This window comes from Streptomyces sp. CRCS-T-1 (genome assembly GCF_024442335.1).
Lineage (GTDB): Bacteria > Actinomycetota > Actinomycetes > Streptomycetales > Streptomycetaceae > Streptomyces > Streptomyces koelreuteriae.
On the sequence record NZ_CP101651.1, the window covers coordinates 8,102,214 to 8,121,672 of the forward strand.

Consider the following 19,459-nt stretch of genomic DNA (forward strand, 5'->3'; position numbering starts at 1 on the left):
ACGTGGCCGTACTCGCTCCGGCATCCCGGCCCGCCGCCCCGGTGCCCCGCAGGAAACGACAGGCCCGCCTGCTCTCCGACCGCCGCACCCGCTTCGGACTGCTCAACGCCGCGCCCGTCGTCCTCTATCTGCTGATCCTCTTCGTCTATCCGATCTTCAGCACCCTGATGCTGAGCCTCAAGGACCAGGCCGGCGGCTTCACCCTCCACTGGTACGCCGACGCCTTCCGCGGCGCCAACCTGGAGATCCTGCTCACCACCCTGCGGATCTCCGCCGAGACCTCACTGATCAGCCTGGTCGTCGGTTTCGTGCTGGCCTCCGCGATCTGCCGGCTCAAGCCCCTGTGGGCGGGCCTCGCGATGCTCGTGGTGGTCGTCCCGCACTTCATCAGCGCCCTGGTGCGCACCTACGGCTGGATCATCCTGCTCGGTGACAACGGCGTGGTGAACAACGCCCTCACCGACTCGCGCTTCCCCGGCGCACCCTTCCAACTGCTCTACAACGAGATCGGCGTCGTCATCGGCACCACCGCCGTGATGCTGCCGTACACCGTGCTGCTGCTGTACGCCGTCATGAAGGGCATCGACCGACGGCTCCTGGCCGCCGCGGCCAGCATGGGCGCCGGAAAGATCACCATCTTCCGCCGTGTCTACGTTCCCCTGGTGGCACCCGGCCTGGTCAACGCCGGTGTCCTGTGCTTCATCCTCTGCCTCGGCTACTACCTCACACCCGCCCTGATGGGCGGCGAGAAGCAGACCATGGTCGCCTCGCTCATCGACGAACAGGTCATGAAGCAGAACCAGTGGAACGGCGCCTCGGCGCTCGGCATCATCCTGCTGCTCTTCACCTTCGCCGGGCTGATCCTGCTGCGGCTGCTGAAGTCGGCGGGCGAGGCCTACCGGAACCGGGGGACGGCGTCATGATCGAGCTGCGTGCCACCCTGGCCGGACGCATCGCCCTGGCCGTCCTGTCCACCCTGATCCTGCTGTTCCTGGCGATGCCGATCATCGTCATCGTGGTCACCTCCTTCGGCAAGGACGCCTTCGGCTCGTTCCCTCCGGAGGCCTGGACGCTCGGCTGGTACGAGCAGTTGTTCGCCGACGGCAGCAAATGGCCGGCCGCGCTCTCGTTGAGCGTGCTGGTCGCCTCCCTGACCACCGTCTTCTCCCTCGTCCTCGGCATCACGGCGGCCACGGCACTGGTCCGCAGCGACCTGCCCCTGCGCTCCGCGGTCTACGGCCTGGTCCTCGCCCCGCTGGTGATCCCTCAGGTCGTCATCGCCCTCGGCCTGTTCCTGCTCTTCGAACCGGCCGCGATGCTCGGCAGCCCCATCGCCATCGCCTTCGGCCACACCGTGCTGGCCTCGCCCATCGCGGTCATGATCCTCATGGCCACGCTGAAGGGCATCGACGAACGCCTGGAGGACGCGGCCGCCAGCATGGGCGCCAGCCGCCTGACCGTCTGGCGACGCATCACCTTCCCCCTCGCCGCGCCGGGCATGATCGCCGCCGCGATCTTCTCCTTCATCACCAGCTTCGACGAGTTCTTCATCTCGCAGTTCCTGTCCTCCGTGGACACCGTGACGCTGCCCGTCCAGGTGTTCAACGTCCTCCAGTACAACGTCGATCCGTCGGTGACCGCCGTCAGCGCGATCCTCATCGCGGTCGCCGTCGTCGCCCTCGCCCTGGTCGTCGCCGTGCGCCGACTGGGCGGCCCGGGCAAGCAGGCGGGCCTGCTGCCCACGGAATCCGCCGTGAGCCTCCCCGCCGGAAGTGAGACCCGATGACCATCAGCACCCAGGCCCCGGCCGGTGAACTCTCCGCCACCGCGGCCAGACACCTGCTCCTCAACATGACCCCCAACGGCTCGCTCGGCCGCTCCGGCGAGAACCTCTTCGTCGTCCGGCGCGGCGAGGGACCGTACGTCGACGACGCGGACGGCAAGCGCTACATCGACGGCCTCTCCGGCCTGTACTGCTGCCAGCTCGGCTACTCCTACGCCCCCGAGTTCGCCGAGGCCGCCGACCGCCAGCTGCGCGAGCTGTGCTTCAGCCCCCTGTGGTCCTCCTCCGCGCACCCCACGGCCATCGAGCTGTCGGAGCGCCTTGCGCGCATCGCCCCCGTCGACATCGAGCACACCTTCTTCTCCGGCGGCGGCGCCGAAGCCGTCGAGACCGCCTGGAAGATCGCCCGCCGCTACCACGCCCTGCGTGGCGAAGCGGGCCGCACCAAGGCCATCGCCCGCCGCGGCGCCTACCACGGCCTGACCCTCGGCGCCCTCTCCCTCACCGACGACCCCGGGCTGCGCGAACCGTACGGACCGGGCGCGATCGAGACCCGGTTCGTCTCCAACACCAACCGCTTCGGCCTCGCCCCCGAGGCACCCGGGGCTCCCGAGGCCCCCGAGCGCATGGACGACGAGACGTTCACCTCCCACCTGCTCGCCGAGCTGGAGGCCGCGATCCTGGCCGAGGGCCCGGACACCGTCGCGATGCTGATCGCCGAGCCGGTGCAGAACCGGGGCGGCTGCATCACCCCGCCCGAGGGCTACTGGCCGGGCCTGCGCGCCCTGGCCGACCGGTACGGCTTCCTGCTCGTCACCGACGAGGTCATCACGGCCTTCGGACGGCTGGGGGAGTGGTTCGGCGGCGACCTGTACGGGGCCCGCCCCGACATCGTCACCGTCGCCAAGGGCATCACCGCCGGCTACGCCCCCATGGGAGCGACGCTCGTCAGCGACCGCGTCACCGAGGTCATCAACCGGCCCGGCGCCGTCCTCAACCACGGCTACACCTTCGCCGGCCACCCGCTCAGCGCCGCCATCGCCCTGCGCAGCCTGGACATCATGGAGCGGGACCGGATCCTGGACAACGTCCGCGGCCACCAGGCGCATCTGGCCCGGCGCATGGACGCCCTGACCGACCTGCCGATCGTCGGAGACGTCCGCGGCGCCGGCTTCTTCTACGCCGTCGAACTCACCGGAGACCTCGACGACGGCGGCTTCGGCGACACAGCCCGCACCGCGCTCGTCGCCGACCTGATCCCGCGCCGGCTGCGCGAGGCAGGGCTGCTCGCCCGCGTCTACAACCGCGCCGCCCCACTGGTCCAGATCGCGCCGCCGCTGATCAGCGACCGCGAACTCCTCGACCGTATCGGCGACATCATCGCGGCCACCCTCGACGAGGCCTCCGCCCGCCTCTGACACCCGCCTCACACCCGTCCTGGAAAGGAACCCCATGTACTCCATCGGCCCCCTGACCGTCGCCCCCGGCGAGCGCGCGCAGGGTCTGATCCCCGTCGGCACCAGCACCTACGGCGTGGAGCTCGGCATCCCGCTGATCGTCGTCAACGGAACCGAGGACGGCCCGGTCCTGTGTGTGGACGCCGGTGTGCACGGCGACGAGTACGACGGCCAGGAGGCCATCCGCCGCGTGCTCGCCGAGGTCGACCCGGTGGGCCTGCGCGGCACGCTCGTCGGCATCCCCTGCATGAACACCCCCGCCTTCGAGGCGGCGGCCCGCACCAGCGGCCTCGATCACCTGAACCTCAACCGGATCTTCCCGGGCGACGCGGACGGCTCCTACTCGCTGCGCCTGGCCGCCACCTTCGTCGAGCAGGTCGTCCCGGCCATCGACGCCCTGGTCGACCTGCACACCGGCGGCACCTTCGGCGAGATCGCCCCGCTCACCATCGTCCAGGGCGGCTACGAGGACCTGGCCACCGGCATCGGCCTGGCCGCCGGGCACCGGCTGATCTGGAAGGGCGGCAAGTGGGGCGGCACGGTCCGCCACCCCACCCTGGCTGCGGGCAAGCCGGCCATCACCATCGAGGCGGGCGGCGGCACCTACCGCGAGGAGAACGTCCGACTGCACATCGACTCCGTCCTCAACATCATGCGGCAGCTGAACATGACCGACGGCGGTGCCGAACTGCGGGACGACTACATCGCCGTCTCCGGCACCTTCGCCCGCTCCGCCGCCGGCGGCTTCTTCCTCGGCCACGCCGCACCGGGCGAGACGTGCAAGCAAGGCGACCTGATCGCCCACATCGTCGACCACTACGGCAACACGCTGGAGGAGGTCCGCGCCCCGCAGGACGGCATCGTGCTCTGGGTGCGCCGGATCCGCACCGTCCGGCCCGGCGACGAGGTCGTCATCTTCGGCGAGGTGCAGGGAGAGATCCAGCCATGAGCGGCGAGCCCGAGCTGCTGCTCGTCGACGGCAAGCGGATCCCCGCCGCCGACGGACGTACCTTCACTGTCCTCGACCCGGCGGACGGCACGGCCCTCACCCAGGTGGCGCTGGCCGGACCGGCGGACGTGGACCAGGCCGTGGCGGCGGCCCGCGCGGCCTTCACCGCGCCCGAGTGGGCCCGGATGCGCGCCGCCGACCGGGGCAGGCTGCTGACCCGCATCGCGGACGCGATACGCGGCGAGGGCGAGCGGCTGGCGCGCCTGGAGTGCCAGGACGTCGGCAAGCCGCTCCGCCAGGCCAGGGCCGACGTCGAGTCCGCCGCCCGCTACTTCGAGTTCTACGCGGGCATCGCCGACAAGCTCGGCGGCTCCACGATCCCCCTCGGGCCCGGCCTGATCGACTACACCGTCCGTGAACCCATCGGCGTCTCCGGCCAGATCATCCCGTTCAACTACCCCCTCCAGAACACCGCCCGCGGTTCCGCCCCGGCCCTCGCGGCAGGCTGCACGGTGGTGCTCAAGCCCTCCCCGGAGGCGCCCCTCACCCCGCTGGAGATCGGCCGGATCGCGCTGGAGTGCGGGCTGCCGCCGGGCGTGCTGAACGTCGTACCCGGCGACGCCGAGACCGGCGCGGCCCTCGCCGGGCACCCGGGCATCGACCAGGTCACCTTCACCGGCTCGGTCCCCACCGGCATCAAGGTCGCGCAGGCCGCCGCCGCCAACGTGGTGCCCTCCGTCACCGAACTGGGCGGCAAGTCGCCGTTCATCGTCTTCGCCGACGCCGACTTCGACCTGGCGCTGAGCGCGATCCTCGGCTGGTCGTTCAGCAACGCCGGCCAGATGTGCTCGGCCGGCACCCGGCTGCTGCTCCAGCGCGGCGCCGAGGAGTTCCTGGACCGGCTGGTCGAGAAGATCGCCGCCCTGCGCGTCGGACCCGGCCTCACTGACCCGGACATCGGCCCGCTGGTCGCCGCCCGGCAGCGCGACCGTGTCCTCGGCTACCTGGAACTGGCCCGGCAGGAAGGCGCCGTGGCCCGGGTCGGCGGCGGCGCCCCCACCGCCCCGGAACTCGCCGACGGCTACTACATCGAGCCGACCGTCCTCACCGGCCTGACCAATGAGGCCCGGTGCGCCCGCGAGGAGATCTTCGGCCCCGTCGTCACCGTCATCGACTTCGACGACGCCGACGAGGCCCTGCGGATCGCCAACGACAGCCCGTACGGCCTGTCCTCCTACGTCTGGAGCCGCGACCTCGACCGGGCTATGCGCCTCGCCGAAGGCATCCGGGCCGGCCAGGTCTACGTCAACGTCACCAGCGCCGGCAGCGGCATCGAGCTTCCCTTCGGCGGCTACAAGCACAGCGGCTGGGGCCGGGAGAAGGGCCTTGAGGCGCTGGCGAGCTACACCCAGACGAAGAACGTCTGCATCGGATTCGGGGACCGGTCATGAGGTATCGCACGCTCGGTGAACACGGCCCGGTCGTCTCGGCGGTCGGTGTCGGCGGCAACAACTTCGGCTCCCGCCTCGACGAGGAGGGCACGAACGGGGTCGTCCACGCCGCCCTCGACGCCGGGATCACCCTGTTCGACACCGCCGACATGTACGGCGGGTTCGGTGAGCGCGGCGGGGAGCGCGGCGACGGCGAACGCCTCCTCGGCGCCGCCCTCAAGGGCCGCCGCGACGACGTCGTCCTCGCCACCAAGTTCGGCATGGAGATGGGCCCCGACGCCGACCTGTACGGCAGACGCGGCGCCGGCCCCTACATCCGGTACGCCGTCGAGTCCTCCCTGCGCCGGCTCGGCACCGACCGGATCGACCTGTACCAGTACCACGAGCCCGACGGCCTCACCCCGCTGGAGGAGACCGTCGCCGCCCTGACCGAACTCGTGGACGAGGGCAAGATCCGGTACCTCGGCTGCTCCAACCTCCCGGCGGAGGAGCTCACCGACGCGTTCGTGTCGACACAGGCCCGCTACCACCTGCTCGACCGGAGCGCGGAGGCCGACCTCGTCCCCGCCTGTCTGCGCCACGGCCTGGGGCTGCTGCCGTACTACCCGCTGGCCAACGGCCTGCTCAGCGGCAAGTACCGGCGCGGCGAGGAGCCCCCGCCCGGCAGCCGGCTGTCCTGGCGGCAGGGCTGGCTCACCGACGCCGCCCTCGACCGCGTCGAGGCACTCACCGCGTACGGCGCCGAGCGCGGCCTGACCCTGCTTCAGGTCGCCGTGGGCGCACTGGCCGCACTGCCCGCGGTCGGCTCGGTCATCTGCGGCGCCATGACCCCCGCGCAGGTCACCGCCAACGCGGCGGCGGCCGACTGGGTCCCCGACCCCGCCGACCTGGCCGCACTCGACGCGATCGTCACGCCCGGCGAACGCGTCGTCTGACGACCGCCCCCACTTACCGAACCCCGCGAAACGAGGCTGAACACCATGCGAGAGATCGTCACCTTCGACGCCTACGGCACCCTGGTCGACTTCCAGCTCGGCCCCACCACCCTGAAGGTCCTTGAGGACCGTCTCGACCTGGACAACCTGGACGTCGACGAGTTCCTCGACGACTTCCGCGTCATGCGCTTCCAGGCCGTCCTGGAGGCCTACCGCCCCTACCACGAGGTCCTGCACTCCAGCCTGCGCAACGCCATGCGGTTGCACGGCCTGGAGTACCGCACCTCCGACGGCGACGCCCTCGTGGAGGCCGTCCCCACCTTCGGCCCGTTCCCGGAGGTCCCGGACGCCCTGCGCGCCCTGAAGACCAGGTACGAGATCGCCATCATCTCCAACACCGACGACAACCTGATCGCGCGGAACGTCGAGAACATCGGCGTCGAGTTCGACCACGTCATCACCGCCCAGCAGGCCGGCGCCTACAAGCCGGACCGGCAGACCTTCGAGCACGCCTTCAAGACCATGGGCGTCGAACCCTCCCAGGTCATCCACACCGCCCAGGGCTGGGAGTACGACCACATCCCGACCCGCGACCTCGGCCTGAAGCGCCGGGTATGGATCAACCGCTTCGGCCGCCCCGGCAGCGCCGACTACCAGCCCTACGACGAGCTGCGCGACATGACGGGCCTGCCGAAGCTGCTCGGCTGCTGACCCGACGGACGGATGTGAGGACGCACGCCATGAAGCAGATCCCCTACTGGCTCGACACCGCCCCCGCCCTGCCCGACCGCTCCGGAAAGGACCTGCCCGACGAGGCGGACGTGGTCGTGATCGGCGGCGGCCTCACCGGCCTGTCCACCGCCTACCACGCCGCCCGCAAGGGCGCCCGGGTCGTCCTCGTAGAGAAGGACAAGGTCGGCTCGGGCGCCTCCGGACGCAACGGCAGCATGTGTACCCAGGGCCTCACCATCGGCGTCGGCGAGGCCCGCAAACGCTACGGCCAGGAGCGCGCCCGGGAGCTGTACGACGCCTTCCGCGAGGCGGTCGACGTGGTCGAGGAGATCACCCGGACCGAGCGGATCGACTGCGACTTCCACCGCGCCGGCCGCCTCGGAGTCGCCTTCAAACCGCAGCACTTCGAGGGCATGCGGGCCACCCAGCGCGACCTGGCCGACAACTTCGGCCACGAGACCCGGCTCCTGACCCGCGCCGAGCTGAAGTCGGAACTGAACTCGGACTACTACCACGGCGCCCTGCTCGACCCGCTCAGCGCCGCCCTGCACGTCGGCAAGTACGTCCACGGACTCGCCGAGGCCGCCGAACGGGCCGGCGCGGAGATCCACGAACGCAACGCCGCCACCGGCCTCACCCGCCTCCCCGGCGGCGGCTTCGTGGTCGAGACGCTCCACGGCACCATCCGCGCCAAGCAGGTGATGGCGGCGACCGACGCCTACACCGACAAGGCGATGCCGTGGTTCCGCAAGCGGCTCATCAACGTCGGCAGCTTCATCGTCGTCACCGAGCCGCTGGGCGAGGAGCGTGCCAAGTCACTCATCCCGAACGGCCGTCTGGTGGTGGACTCCAAGAACATCGGCCACTACATCCGCCTCACCCCGGACCACCGCCTCGCCTTCGGCGGCCGGGCCCGCTTCGCCCCGTCCAACCCGGCCTCCGACGTCAAGAGCGGCGACATCCTGAAGCGGGAGATGACCGAGATCTTCCCGCAGCTCGCCGGGGTGCGGATCGACTACGTGTGGGGCGGCATGGTCGGCTTCTCCTGGGACCGCCTCCCGCACGCGGGCGAGACCGACGGCCTGTACTACTCGATGGGGTACTGCGGCCACGGGGTCCAGATGGCCACCTACATGGGCCGCGCGGTCGCCGAGATGATGGACGGCCGCCCGGAGGCCAACCCGCTGCGCGGCCTCGGCTTCCCGAAGGTCCCGGTGCCCTTCTACAACGGCACCCCCTGGTTCCTGCCGTTCGGCGGCGCCTACTACAAGGCCAAGGACAAGCTGCGCTGACGCCCCTTCCGGGCCGCAGCGGGGTACATGAAGAAATGAATGAGTCTTCATGTGTTCCTGTATGGTGAGGCGCGTTCACGCGCCCCCGCCAGAAGGACCCCCCCCTTGACTTCCACCCTCACGCCGCGGCCGGTCCAGGAGGCGGAGCCCGCACGCCCCGGGACCGTGCCGCGGCGGCGCACCCGTGTCCTCGCGCTTCCCGAGGCGCGCTGGGCCGCGGCGGCCACCGCCTGCTTCCTGCTCGCGCTGCCGCTCCAGCTGACCGGCGCCCCCGCCTGGACCTGGGGCCCGCTGTACGCGGCGGCGTACGCCACGGGCGGCTGGGAGCCGGGCTGGGAGGGGCTGAAGGCGCTCAAGGACCGCACCCTCGACGTCGACCTGCTGATGGTGGTCGCCGCACTGGGCGCGGCCGCGATCGGGCAGGTCATGGACGGCGCCCTGCTCATCGTCATCTTCGCCACCTCCGGCGCCTTGGAGGCGCTGGCCACGGCCCGCACCGCCGACTCCGTCCGCGGCCTGCTCGACCTGGCCCCCGCCACGGCCACCCGGCTCTCTCCCGACGGCGGGGAACAGGTCGTCCCCGTCGAGGAGCTGACGGTCGGCGACACCGTCCTCGTCCGCCCCGGGGAGCGCGTCGGCGCCGACGGCCGGGTGCTGGACGGGGCGAGCGAGGTGGACCAGGCGACCATCACCGGCGAGCCGCTCCCCGTGCCGAAGGAGCGGGGCGACGAGGTCTTCGCGGGCACACTCAACGGCACCGGCGCCCTGCGGGTCCGGGTCGAGCGCGACGCGTCCGACTCGGTGATCGCCCGGATCGTCCGGATGGTGCAGGAGGCGTCCGAGACCAAGGCGCCCACGCAACTGTTCATCGAGAAGGTCGAGCAGCGCTATTCGCTGGGCATGGTGGCCGCGACCCTGGCCGTCTTCCTGGTGCCGCTGGCCTTCGGCGAACAGCTCAACGACGCGCTGCTGCGGGCCATGACCTTCATGATCGTGGCCTCGCCGTGCGCGGTCGTGCTGGCCACCATGCCGCCCCTGCTGTCGGCCATCGCCAACGCCGGGCGGCACGGTGTGCTGGTGAAGTCGGCCGTGGTGATGGAGCGGATCGGCCAGGTGGACGCGGTCGCACTGGACAAGACCGGCACCCTGACCGAAGGCAGCCCGCGCGTCACCGACGTCCGTCCGCTGCCCGGATCACGGCTGGACGAGGGCGAGTTGCTGACCCTGGCGGCAGCCGCCGAGCGGCCCAGCGAGCACCCGCTGGCCCGGGCGATCGTCGACGCGGCCCGCGAGCAGGGCCTCGACCTGCCCGAAGCGCAGGACTTCACCTCCGCGCCGGGCGTGGGAGTGACCGCCGTCGTCGACGGCCGTGCGGTCGCGGTGGGTGCCCCGGCCCGGCTGACGGACGACGCCCTCGACGGGGTCGCGGAACTGGAGGAGTCCGGCCGTACCGCCGTCCTGGTCGTCGTCGACGGCACCCCCGCCGGACTGCTCGGCATCGCCGACCGGCCGCGCCCGGACGCCGCCGCCACGGTCGCCGCCCTCACCACGCTCACCGGCGCCGCCCCGACCCTTCTCACCGGCGACAACCCCCGGGCCGCCGCGCACCTCGCCGCCGAGACCGGCATCGACGACGTGCGCGCCGGGCTGCTGCCGCAGGACAAGCTGGCCGCCGTCCAGGAGATGGCGAGCGCGGGCCGCAAGGTGCTGGTCGTCGGGGACGGCGTCAACGACGCACCCGCCCTGGCCGCCGCCCACACCGGAATCGCCATGGGCCGGGCGGGCTCCGACCTCGCCCTGGAGACCGCAGACGCCGTGATCGTGCGCGACGAACTCGCCGCCGTCCCCGCCACCGTCGCCCTCTCCCGTCGCGCCCGCCGACTGGTCGTCCAGAACCTCGTGATCGCCGGGGTGTTCATCGCCGGCCTCGTCGTCTGGGACCTGGCGGGCGACCTGCCGCTGCCCCTGGGGGTCGCCGGCCACGAGGGCTCCACGGTCCTCGTCGGACTGAACGGCCTGCGGCTGCTGAGGGAATCGGCCTGGCAGAAGGCCGCCGCCGAGGGGAGCGCCTGAGCCCGTCAGCCCACCGGCGGCGGACCGCTGCTCGCGCGCACGACGAGGTCCACGGGGACGAGGCTGTCCACACGGGGCCGCTCGCCCGGGCCGTCGATACGGTCCAGGAGAAGACGCAGGGACCGCGTGCCGATCTCGGCGAAGTCGGTGCGGACAGTGGTCAGCGGGGGCAGCAGATGCGCGGCCTCGGGGATGTCGTCGTAGCCGACGACACTGACCTCCCCGGGGACGGACCGCCCGGATTCGTGCAGGGCGTGCAGCAGGCCCAGCGCCATCTGGTCGTTGGAGGCGAACACGGCCGTCACCTCCGGGCGCCGGGCCAGCCGACGGCCCAGTTCGTAACCGGAGTCGGCGCCCCAGTCCCCGACGAGGGGTGCCGGGACATCGGCACCGGCCGCCTGGAGCGTCTCCTGCCAGCTCGCCAGCCGATGGTCGGCGGAGGTCCAGCCGGTCGGACCCGCGATGTGCCAGACGGTGGCGTGCCCCAGGCCGAGGAGATGCTCGGTGGCCTTACGGGCGCCGGTACGGGAATCACCCGTGACCAGGGGAGTGCTGTCGTCGAGGGCGCTCTCCAGCACCACCAGGGGAGTGCCGAGCTCGGTCTCCGCCAGCGCGCGGCCCACCCACTGCTGCGGGGCGATCGCGATGACGCCGTCCGCCCCCTCGGCCGACAGCCGGTTCACGGCCTCGACGACGGTCCCGTGGTCGGCCGTGTCCAGGGCGATGGAGCTGACGAGGTAACCGGCCTCCTGCGCCGCGGTGTTGATCGCGGTCAGGATGGAGGCGGGCCCGTACCGTGCGGCGTCGAAGGAGATCACGCCGAGCATCCGGGTCCTGCCGCTGGCCAGGGACCGCGCGCTGCGGCTGGGCCGGTAGCCGAGCGTCCGCATCGCCTCCAGGACCGCCTCACGCGTCTCGGGGCGGACGGCCGGGTGGTCGTTGAGCACGCGGGAGACGGTCTGCTTGGAGACGCCGGCCAGCCGGGCCACGTCGGCCATCACCGGCCGCGTCCCCGCGAAGTTGCGCCTGCTGCGGCCCTTGGGAACCGGGCCGTCGGTGGCGCTCGGTGTCATGGCGGGTGATTCCTCGACGTCGGGTACGGCGGTCCTGAACCCGCCCGGCAGGAGCCCAGCATAGGCGGGGCAGTGCCCGCGGCGGCCTCAGCCGGTCCGGACCGTCCACACACGCGTGACCACCCACTCGGCCCGCCCCACCCCGGCCGCCCGCCAGGCATCACCCACCTGCCCCGGCACATGCACCGCCGCGTCCGCCGCCAGCGGCAGCACCTTCAGCCGTAGCCCCCGCGCACGCAACTCCTCGGCCGGAATCCGGTCGAGGCCGATGTCCCAGACCCGCCCCGAGTAGAACTGGTCGGCGACCAGGACGTCCCCCGCGTAGGCCCGTGCCAGATCACCGGTCCAGTGCAGCCGCAGCAGCACACCGGCGGGCGCCCGCAGCAGTTCCTCCGGTACGTCGACCCGGTACTCGGCGGCCGCGGCGTCCACATGCTTGTCGGCCGGCACACTCGCCCGGCCCTGCACACCGGTCACGGGCTCGGGGGCCGGACCGGCCGGCCTGACCAGGGTGACCCGCGCGGCGGTGTCACCGACGCCCCCGGCTTCGACGGTGTAGCGCGTGCACACACCGTCCGCCTCCTCCCGCACCCGTTCCCCCTCCACCACCAGGGCGGAACCGGGCGCGGGCAGCACCGCGAACGACGGCTCGGCGGCCGGGCTGTGCAGCCGTACCTCGTCACCGTCGAAGACGACCCCGTCCCCGCAGAGCACCAGCCGCTCCGCTCCCCACGCGACACCTCGGTAGGCCGTACGGGCCGTCGCCGCGTCCAGGACCAGCAGGCCGACGCGGGAACCGTCGGCCGCGTCCACCTCGACCAGGGCATCGGTGCCCGGCCGCAGACCGGTGACCAGGACCCGGCCGTCGACCGGCGTGACCTCCCCGTCACCGGACGGCACGGCGACGGACGCCACCGTATCCGCGTCCAGGGCGAGTTCGGGCGCGATGCCGTCGGTCGCGGCCAGCACCAGGACCGTACGGCCGTCCGCCTCGACCGTGCACACCGGCTGCGCGGAGGCCCACTCCAGCCGCACCCCGGCCACGTCCAACCGCAGCGGCCAGCAGAAGAAGGCGCCGGAGGGCACCGTCACGGGAGCGCTCGGCAGCGTGAGCGCACGCGCGCCCGGAAAGTCGATCGTGAACGTCGTGCCCGGGTGGTCCGGCAGCGGCTCGTGCGGCTGGTGGTTGGTCACGAACAGGAAGCCCGAGGTGCCGTCGGTGCGCACTGCCCAGCGCAGGGTGTCACGGTCGTGCTGCCCGGCCGGCAGCCGCTCGGGCAGCACGGACTCCATGGGCGCGATCCGGTGCCCGAATTCGGCCAGCAGCAGGTGCTGGAGCCGCAGTTCGTGGTACGAGGGCCGCACCTGGCCGTACTCGCCGAGCGGGGCCTGGAAGTCGTAGCTCAGGACCGGCAGGTCGTTGGGGTAGCCGGTGGCGTGCGACTCCTGAAGGGTGGTCAGCTCTCCCTGCGGATTCGTACCGCCGTGGAACATGTAGTAGCCCTGCCACACCGAACCGCAGCCGATCTTGGTCAGCCCGAGCGCGCCCACGTCGGCCGCCTCCACCCGGGGCCGCCGGTGATAGGCCACCGCCATACCCCCTCCCAACTCACAGGTGACCCAGGGGAACCGATCCGTCGGAGCCGGCCCGGCGCCGCGCACGGCCGTGGGCCGCAGGTCGGCGCCGATGCCCTCGTCGTCGCGCTCGTGCGTGAAGAAGAAGTGCTTGCGACAGGTGTCGGGCCAGCCGCCGTCCGCCTCCGTCCAGAACGCCTCGGGATACCCGCCGTACAGCGGAAGCAGCTCCTCGCCCGGGAGCCGCACCCCGCCCCAGGCGGTCGACGTCCACAACGGTGCGCTCAGCCCGACCTCCTGAGCGAGACGCTTGAGCGTGCGCAGATGGCCGGGCTGGTCATACAACTCGTTCTCGATCTGGATCGCGACGATCGGCCCGCCGTGCGCCCGGTCCAGACCGCGCAGTTGCTCCGCGACGGCCTGGAACCAGGCGCGTACGGGCTCCAAGTACGCCGGGTCGTCGGTACGCGGCGTGCAGGCGCGGGCGAGCAGCCAGTCGGGCAGGCCGCCGTTGCGCACCTCCGCGTGCGACCAGGGGCCGATGCGCGGGACGAAGTCCAGGCCGTGGCGGGCGCACAGCCCGGCGAAGCGCCGGAGGTCGCGGTCGCCGTCGAAGCGGACCCGGCCCTCGATCTCCTCGTGGTGGATCCAGATCACATAGGAGGCGACGGCGGTCACCCCGCCCGCCTTCATCTTCAGCAACTCCTCCTCCCACTCCCCGTGCGGGTAGCGGGAGTAGTGGAACTCGCCGGAGACCGGGAACCAGGGGCGGCCGCCACGGGTGAGCCAGCGGCTCGTGACCTCGATCGGGTCGGGCACGCCCGGCGCGTCCGCGAAGGGCAGATGGCCGGTCAGCGGGGGAGCGGAGGGCGTGGGAACGCGCAGTCGGTGCGGGGTCACCAGGTGTTCTCCGGGCCGAGGTCGGGGGTGTCGGTGAGTTGGGCGCGGGTGACGGTCGTGCCGTGCAGCTCCAGCAGGACCAGCTCGTTGGCGCCCGGCCGCAGAACCGGTGCGGGGAGGTACAGGGTGTGCTGCGGGCCCCGGTTCCAGTAGCGGCCGAGGTGGAAGCCGTTGACCCACGCCTGGCCCTTCGTCCAGCCGGGCAGGGCGAGGAAGGCGTCGGCGGGCGTGTCCACCGCGAAGGTGCCGCGATGGAAGGCCGGCACGGTGACCGTGGACCCGTCGGCCGGTACGAACGGCAGCCCCTCCACGTCGTCCAGCGGCAGCGGGCGGCAGTCCCAGCCCCGCAGGGCGGCGCCGCTGAAGGAGACGGGCCCGAGCAGGCCCTTGGGCGCGCCGATACGAGGCCCGTAGTTGACGCCGCCCAGGTTCTCGACGAGGACCTCCAGCGTCGCGCCGGAGCGGGGGACGCGCACGGGCAGTGTCTCGTCGTGGCGTTCGCGCTCCAGTACACCGACCGGGGCGCCGTCGACGAAGACCTGGGCGCGGTCGCCGACACCGCCGGAGAAGTGCAGCAGACCGTCACCGGCAGTGGGAAGGGTGGTGCGGTAGAGCGCGTAGCCGGTGCGCTGCCCGAGCTCGTCCATGGTCACGGGGTCGTCGGCGTGCACGGGTGGGGCGAGCGTATCGGCGAGCGGCAGCAGGGGCGCCCGGCCAGCCAACTTCACATCGGTGGGCGGGAGTTTGGGTCCCGGGTCCGGGAAGGGCTCGTCGGGAACGCCGGCATGGCGGGCGATGACCTCGCGGAAGGCGTGGTACTTCGGCCCCGGGTCGCCGCACTCGGTGAGCGCGGCGTCGTAGTCGTAGGACGTGATGGTCGGGGTGTAGGCGTGCTTGTGGTTGGCCCCGTTGGCGAAGCCGAAGTTGGTGCCGCCGTGGAACATGTAGATGTTCACGGACGCCCCGGCGGACAGCAGCCGGTCCAGGTCCGCGGCGGCGTCGGCCGCGTCCCGCACATGGTGCGGACCGCCCCAGTGGTCGAACCAGCCGATCCAGAACTCCGCGCAGAACAGGGGCCCTTCACTCCGGTGCTCGCGCAGCCGCCCGAGGGACTGCTCGACACGGCTGCCGAAGGTGCTGGCGGCCAGGACGCCGGGCAGGGTTCCGGTGGCCAAGTGCTCTGGGTCGGCCTGGTCGCAGGTGAAGAGCAGTTCCTCCACCCCTCGGGAGCGGAACGCGTCGGCCAGGTGCTTCAGATACGCGCTGTCGTCGCCGTAGGCCCCGTACTCGTTCTCCACCTGCACCGCGATGACGGGACCGCCCGCCGCCGCCATGTAGGGGCGGAGCGCGGGCAGCAGCAGGTCGAGATAGCGGTCGACGGCCCCGGTGAAGCGCGGATCGCTGGTCCGCAGCCGGATGTCCGGGTCCGAGGTCAGCCAGTCGGGCAGGCCGCCCCCGTCCCATTCGGCGCAGATGAACGGACCCGGACGCAGCAGCACACGCAGCCCCTCGTCCCGGGCGAGCCGCAGGAACCGGGGCAGGTCGAGGAAGCCGTCGAGCACGAGGGGCCCGTCGGGATCCGGCTGGTGGTGGTTCCACGGAAGGTACGTCTCCACCGTGTTGAGGCCCATCAGCCGGGCCTTGCGCAACCGGTCGGCCCACAGGTCGGGGTGGACACGGAAGTAGTGCAGCGCGCCGGAGAGGATCCGGAACGGCTCGCCGTGCAGCAGGAATCCGTCGGACGTCGTCGTCAGAGCGGGCATGCGAGGCTTCCCTTCGAAGTATTCGAGGCAGGGGCAGTCACTGAGATCGGGTGGCGCGGATGAGCCAGAGCGTGGCGGCGAGGCACAGCGCGGAGACTCCGCACAGCAGAAGCGGCACCGCACGGATCCCGGACCACTCGATGGCCTTGCCCAGCGCCGGCCCCGCGGCGACACCGCCGACCATGGAGGCCGCGATGACCACGGCACCGGCCCGCCGGGCGCGCGGCGCGGCCCGGTTCAGCCAGGGCAGCCCGGTGGGGAAGATCGGCGCGATGAACAGACCGACACCGGCGTACGCGTACGGAGCCAGCGCCGGCACGGACGCGGCCAGCAGACACACCGTCATGCCCGCGCACGAGACGGTGATGATGGCCTGCGCGGAGAACCGCAACGCGAGCGGGGCGACCAGGAAGCGCCCGACGGTCATCATCAGCCAGTACACCGAGGTCGCGGTGGCCGCGACGCCCGCGCCGTAGCCGACGGTCTCCAGATGGGTCGGCTCCCAGCCGCCGACACCGGCCTCGACGGCGACATGCAGGACGTAGAGCGCGACGAAGACGCCGAGCACGCAACGGAGACTCCGGCCCAGAACCTGCCCACGTCCGCCGCCCTCGCCTCCGCCCGGCAGGGGCACCTCGTTCCGGACTCCCCTCAGACACAGCAGCAAGGGCAGATTGGCGAGGGCGAAGCAGAGAAAGACGGCCGGGTAGTGCTCCGAGCCGACCACGCCGATCAGTGCGGGGCCGAGGATGGCGCCGATGCCGAAGTGGGCGTTGAGGATGTTCAGCATCGCGGTCGAACGGTGACCGAAGCCCACGGCGAACAGCTGGTTGAGACCGTAGTCGACGCCACCGAAACCGACCCCCGCGAGCAGGGCCGCCGCGAGGGCGGCGGACCACTCGGGCGCCAGCGCGAACCCCGCCGCGCCGACGGCCATCAGCGCGTACGAACTGCCGAGGACGAGCCGGTTCCCGACCCGGCCGAAGAGCCGGTCGAACAGCAGCACCCCGACCACACCACCGACGAAATGCGCACTCAGCCCCAGCCCCGCAGCAGACGGCGACAGCCCGAACTCCCCACGAAACGCCGGGATCGCGGGCCCGTACAGCGCCTGCAACGCCCCGATGAGAACAAAGCCGGCACAGGACGCCACGACAGCGGCCCCGCTGAAGACCGGGGCGGGCGAGGTGAGGGAGGGGTGAGAGTCGAGCTGCGCGATCGGCTGGTCGGTCACGCGGCTGATGTTACCGGTAACATGCGGCGGGTCAACATCCCCCGGATCTTCTCGAACGTATGCTGCGTGTTCTCTCGGCTCGCATCGACCCGTTCGGGGAGGGGACCGGCATGGCCGTCATCCACCACACCACGCTGACACCGTCCAAGGTGGAACTGCTCGCCTCCTGGCTCCCGTCCCGCCCCTGGTACCGCGCTGGCCCGGCCGAGCCGGAGCTGGTCAAGGCCGGCGGGTTCCGGCTGGACGATCCGCAGGGCGAGGTCGGGATCGAGTTCCTGGTCGTCACCGACACGTCTGGCAACCGCCCGACCGGCTACCTGGTGCCGCTCACGTACCGCGGCGCCCCGCTCGACGGTGTGGAGAGCGCCCTCGTCGGCACCATGGAGCACGGTGTGCTCGGGAAGCGCTGGGCCTACGACGGCTGCCACGACCCCGTGATGGTCGGCCAGTTGGCGGCCTTGATCGAGGGACGGGTGCAGGCCCAGGACCAGAACATCAGCGACGTCCCAGACCGGGAGGTCACCACCTCCTACACCGGGGCGGGGCCCCTCCCCACGGACTTCACCGCCGGCGACGATCACGACGGCACCCTGCTGACCACGCCCCAGGGCACGACCCTCCACCTGCACCGGGTCCTCCAGCCCGCCCCGGACGGCCCGTTGACCCCCGCCCGGGGAGCGACCGGCCACGTCACCGGCTGCTGGCAACTGCCGGACGGTACGCGTGCCCGGGGTGTCCTGGCCGTTCTGCACGCTGGTCCCCGTACCTAGCCTCCACAGGAACCGCCATGGCCGTACAACCCCCGCAGCGTCTAGCCCTCCTCGGCGGCGGATTCTCCACCGACGACGACGGTCTCCTGGACGACTGGGTCCTGGCCCGGGCGCGCGTGCCCCGCCCCAAGGTGTGCTTCGTTCCCACGGCCAGCGGAGACGCACCGGCCTACGTCGAACAGTTCCGGACGGCGTTCCGATCCGTCTGCCCGCACTACGACAGTGAACCGGGCCGGCGGCCGTCGTACCGGGCAGCCGTAGCGGCGGGGCGGCTGCCGGCGGGGTGGGCGGTGGAGGACGGGGCCGGAGTGCTCTTCACCCAGGGGGTGCCGACGGAGGCCGTCACCCGGGTGCCCGGAGCAGAGGTGTACCGCGTGGAGCCGGACGGGAGCGGCGGGGTGCGTGAGCAGGGGCTGCGCTGCCGGGTTCTCACGCCGTCCGCCCCCGTCCGCGCACCGAGCAGTGATCGGCACCGCGTATGGATGTGATCCACCAGGATTGTCCCGGGCACGATCGGGTACGCGAGCAGGACCGCGCCCGGGGCGGATCATGTCCCGGGTGGGCCGCAAGACCGCCGCTATCAGGGAATCTGCCATGGAGACACCCGCAAACAACCCCACGCCCACGCCCGCCCAGCGGGCTCTGGACGTCCTCGCCGAGAACACCGAGGACGCGGCGGCTCTGAACGCGCTCGCCGACAGCGACGTGCTCATCCCCGTGCCCGACGACGCGAACGACGCCGACGCCGCCAACCCCTCCGCGGTGGCGCTGCCGGTGCTGGAGCAGCCCGGCGGCGAACCGGTGGTGCCCGTGTTCACCTCCGAGGTGGAGATGGCCGGGCTGCTGCCGTTCGTCTCCCGCTACCGCATGGTGCCGCTCGGCGCCCTCGCCGCGCAGTGGCCGGCCGACGACCTGTCGCTCACCATCGACGGCAGCTCGGAGCACCGCCTGACGCTCACCTCGGAGGGAGTCCGCACCCTGCTGGCACGTCCGTAGGGCGATCGGCCCGGTCCGGGCCTGGGCAGCGGCTTACGCGCCCAGCGTCCGGGCCAGCGCCGCCCGCTGCAGCGGCAGCACCTCGGCGTGCAGGTCACGGCCCCTGGAGGTCAGGGAGACCCACACGCCGCGCCGGTCCTCCACGCACACCGAACGTGTCACCAGACCGTCCTTCTCCAGCCGGGCGATCAGCCGCGACAGCGCGCTCTGGCTCAGATGGACCCGCCCGACCAGATTCTGCACCCGGCACTGCTCGCCCTCCTCGGGCGCGGCGGTCGCCAGCATGTCCAGGACCTCGAAATCGGAGGCACCGAGACCGTGCGGATGCAGCGCCCGGTCGATCTCGCACATCGTGCGCGCGTGCGCCGACAGGATGTCCCGCCACCGTTCCTCGAGCCGCGCACCAGCCGTTTTCGCCGCCATAAGCGAACGGTACACCGGTCAGAGCTTCAATGACTGTGCATGAAGTGGCCTCT

Annotated in this window: 17 protein-coding genes; 12 read left to right on the plus strand and 5 right to left on the minus strand. The window is 72.0% G+C overall.

Translation table 11 applies throughout. From position 1 onward, the window contains the following. Positions 1-2 precede the first annotated feature (2 nt). From NNW99_RS36610 to NNW99_RS36650, 9 genes are all read left to right on the plus strand, one after another. Positions 3-923, plus strand: coding sequence for an ABC transporter permease (locus tag NNW99_RS36610; protein WP_251058032.1), 921 nt, complete (start codon positions 3-5; stop codon positions 921-923). Continuing rightward, complete coding sequence (locus NNW99_RS36615) at positions 920-1,786, plus strand: ABC transporter permease (protein WP_215123536.1); 867 nt, start codon at positions 920-922, stop codon at positions 1,784-1,786. The genes NNW99_RS36610 and NNW99_RS36615 overlap by 4 nt, the downstream gene beginning before the upstream one ends. Then, the gene (locus NNW99_RS36620; protein ID WP_215123538.1) at positions 1,783-3,201 is read left to right on the plus strand and encodes an aminotransferase class III-fold pyridoxal phosphate-dependent enzyme; all 1,419 of its coding nucleotides are present in this window, start codon (positions 1,783-1,785) and stop codon (positions 3,199-3,201) included. The genes NNW99_RS36615 and NNW99_RS36620 overlap by 4 nt, the downstream gene beginning before the upstream one ends. 34 nt (positions 3,202-3,235) lie before the next feature. Then, positions 3,236-4,189, plus strand: a complete 954-nt coding sequence (locus NNW99_RS36625) for a succinylglutamate desuccinylase/aspartoacylase family protein (RefSeq protein ID WP_215123540.1) — start codon at positions 3,236-3,238, stop codon at positions 4,187-4,189. Continuing rightward, entirely contained in the window at positions 4,186-5,640 is a 1,455-nt protein-coding gene (locus NNW99_RS36630) for an aldehyde dehydrogenase (RefSeq protein WP_215123542.1), read from the plus strand. Before NNW99_RS36625 ends, NNW99_RS36630 begins: the two co-directional genes overlap by 4 nt. Continuing rightward, on the plus strand, positions 5,637-6,575 hold the full coding sequence (locus NNW99_RS36635) for an aldo/keto reductase (RefSeq protein ID WP_215123544.1): 939 nt from the start codon (positions 5,637-5,639) through the stop codon (positions 6,573-6,575). The genes NNW99_RS36630 and NNW99_RS36635 overlap by 4 nt, the downstream gene beginning before the upstream one ends. A gap of 45 nt (positions 6,576-6,620) precedes the next feature. Further along, on the plus strand, positions 6,621-7,286 hold the full coding sequence (locus tag NNW99_RS36640; RefSeq protein WP_193478777.1) for a haloacid dehalogenase type II: 666 nt from the start codon (positions 6,621-6,623) through the stop codon (positions 7,284-7,286). Between the two features lie 29 nt (positions 7,287-7,315). Continuing rightward, on the plus strand, positions 7,316-8,599 hold the full coding sequence (locus NNW99_RS36645) for an FAD-binding oxidoreductase (protein WP_215123546.1): 1,284 nt from the start codon (positions 7,316-7,318) through the stop codon (positions 8,597-8,599). Positions 8,600-8,704: 105 nt separating this feature from the next. Next, entirely contained in the window at positions 8,705-10,672 is a 1,968-nt protein-coding gene (locus tag NNW99_RS36650; RefSeq protein WP_215123548.1) for a heavy metal translocating P-type ATPase, read from the plus strand. Positions 10,673-10,677: 5 nt separating this feature from the next. Here the strand turns inward: NNW99_RS36650 and NNW99_RS36655 are convergent, their stop codons facing one another. From NNW99_RS36655 to NNW99_RS36670, 4 genes are all read right to left on the minus strand, one after another. Further along, positions 10,678-11,745, minus strand: a complete 1,068-nt coding sequence (locus NNW99_RS36655) for a LacI family DNA-binding transcriptional regulator (RefSeq protein WP_215123550.1) — start codon at positions 11,743-11,745, stop codon at positions 10,678-10,680. An 87-nt stretch (positions 11,746-11,832) separates the two neighbouring features. Continuing rightward, the gene (locus NNW99_RS36660) at positions 11,833-14,223 is read right to left on the minus strand and encodes a beta-galactosidase (protein WP_215124586.1); all 2,391 of its coding nucleotides are present in this window, start codon (positions 14,221-14,223) and stop codon (positions 11,833-11,835) included. Then, positions 14,217-15,983, minus strand: a complete 1,767-nt coding sequence (locus NNW99_RS36665; protein WP_215123552.1) for a beta-galactosidase — start codon at positions 15,981-15,983, stop codon at positions 14,217-14,219. The genes NNW99_RS36660 and NNW99_RS36665 overlap by 7 nt, the downstream gene beginning before the upstream one ends. Before the next feature lie 37 nt (positions 15,984-16,020). Further along, complete coding sequence (locus tag NNW99_RS36670) at positions 16,021-17,217, minus strand: sugar MFS transporter (RefSeq protein WP_251058033.1); 1,197 nt, start codon at positions 17,215-17,217, stop codon at positions 16,021-16,023. A 110-nt stretch (positions 17,218-17,327) separates the two neighbouring features. On the opposite strand from NNW99_RS36670, the gene NNW99_RS36675 reads away from it, so the two are divergent. The 3 genes from NNW99_RS36675 (at position 17,328) to NNW99_RS36685 (ending at position 18,983) form a co-directional block, all read left to right on the plus strand. Continuing rightward, positions 17,328-17,987, plus strand: coding sequence for a 1,4-alpha-glucan branching protein (locus NNW99_RS36675; protein ID WP_215124588.1), 660 nt, complete (start codon positions 17,328-17,330; stop codon positions 17,985-17,987). 17 nt (positions 17,988-18,004) lie between these two features. After that, positions 18,005-18,475, plus strand: a complete 471-nt coding sequence (locus NNW99_RS36680) for a Type 1 glutamine amidotransferase-like domain-containing protein (RefSeq protein ID WP_215123554.1) — start codon at positions 18,005-18,007, stop codon at positions 18,473-18,475. 106 nt (positions 18,476-18,581) lie between these two features. Continuing rightward, the gene (locus NNW99_RS36685; RefSeq protein WP_184595591.1) at positions 18,582-18,983 is read left to right on the plus strand and encodes an SseB family protein; all 402 of its coding nucleotides are present in this window, start codon (positions 18,582-18,584) and stop codon (positions 18,981-18,983) included. Between the two features lie 33 nt (positions 18,984-19,016). Here NNW99_RS36685 and NNW99_RS36690 read toward each other — a convergent pair whose 3' ends face one another. Further along, entirely contained in the window at positions 19,017-19,406 is a 390-nt protein-coding gene (locus tag NNW99_RS36690) for a MarR family winged helix-turn-helix transcriptional regulator (RefSeq protein ID WP_215123556.1), read from the minus strand. Between the last annotated feature and the right edge of the window lie 53 nt (positions 19,407-19,459).

Excerpts from the sequence above, each read along its gene's own strand:
- NNW99_RS36690 (WP_215123556.1), bottom strand. The coding sequence starts at position 19,406 with ATGGCGGCGAAAACGGCTGGTGCGCGGCTCGAGGAACGGTGGCGGGAC.
- NNW99_RS36615 (WP_215123536.1), top strand. The coding sequence starts at position 920 with ATGATCGAGCTGCGTGCCACCCTGGCCGGACGCATCGCCCTGGCCGTC.
- NNW99_RS36665 (WP_215123552.1), bottom strand. The coding sequence starts at position 15,983 with ATGCCCGCTCTGACGACGACGTCCGACGGATTCCTGCTGCACGGCGAG.
- NNW99_RS36675 (WP_215124588.1), top strand. The coding sequence starts at position 17,328 with ATGGCCGTCATCCACCACACCACGCTGACACCGTCCAAGGTGGAACTG.
- NNW99_RS36645 (WP_215123546.1), top strand. The coding sequence starts at position 7,316 with ATGAAGCAGATCCCCTACTGGCTCGACACCGCCCCCGCCCTGCCCGAC.
- NNW99_RS36640 (WP_193478777.1), top strand. The coding sequence starts at position 6,621 with ATGCGAGAGATCGTCACCTTCGACGCCTACGGCACCCTGGTCGACTTC.
- NNW99_RS36620 (WP_215123538.1), top strand. The coding sequence starts at position 1,783 with ATGACCATCAGCACCCAGGCCCCGGCCGGTGAACTCTCCGCCACCGCG.
- NNW99_RS36685 (WP_184595591.1), top strand. The coding sequence starts at position 18,582 with ATGGAGACACCCGCAAACAACCCCACGCCCACGCCCGCCCAGCGGGCT.
- NNW99_RS36630 (WP_215123542.1), top strand. The coding sequence starts at position 4,186 with ATGAGCGGCGAGCCCGAGCTGCTGCTCGTCGACGGCAAGCGGATCCCC.
- NNW99_RS36655 (WP_215123550.1), bottom strand. The coding sequence starts at position 11,745 with ATGACACCGAGCGCCACCGACGGCCCGGTTCCCAAGGGCCGCAGCAGG.
- NNW99_RS36635 (WP_215123544.1), top strand. The coding sequence starts at position 5,637 with ATGAGGTATCGCACGCTCGGTGAACACGGCCCGGTCGTCTCGGCGGTC.
- NNW99_RS36625 (WP_215123540.1), top strand. The coding sequence starts at position 3,236 with ATGTACTCCATCGGCCCCCTGACCGTCGCCCCCGGCGAGCGCGCGCAG.
- NNW99_RS36680 (WP_215123554.1), top strand. The coding sequence starts at position 18,005 with ATGGCCGTACAACCCCCGCAGCGTCTAGCCCTCCTCGGCGGCGGATTC.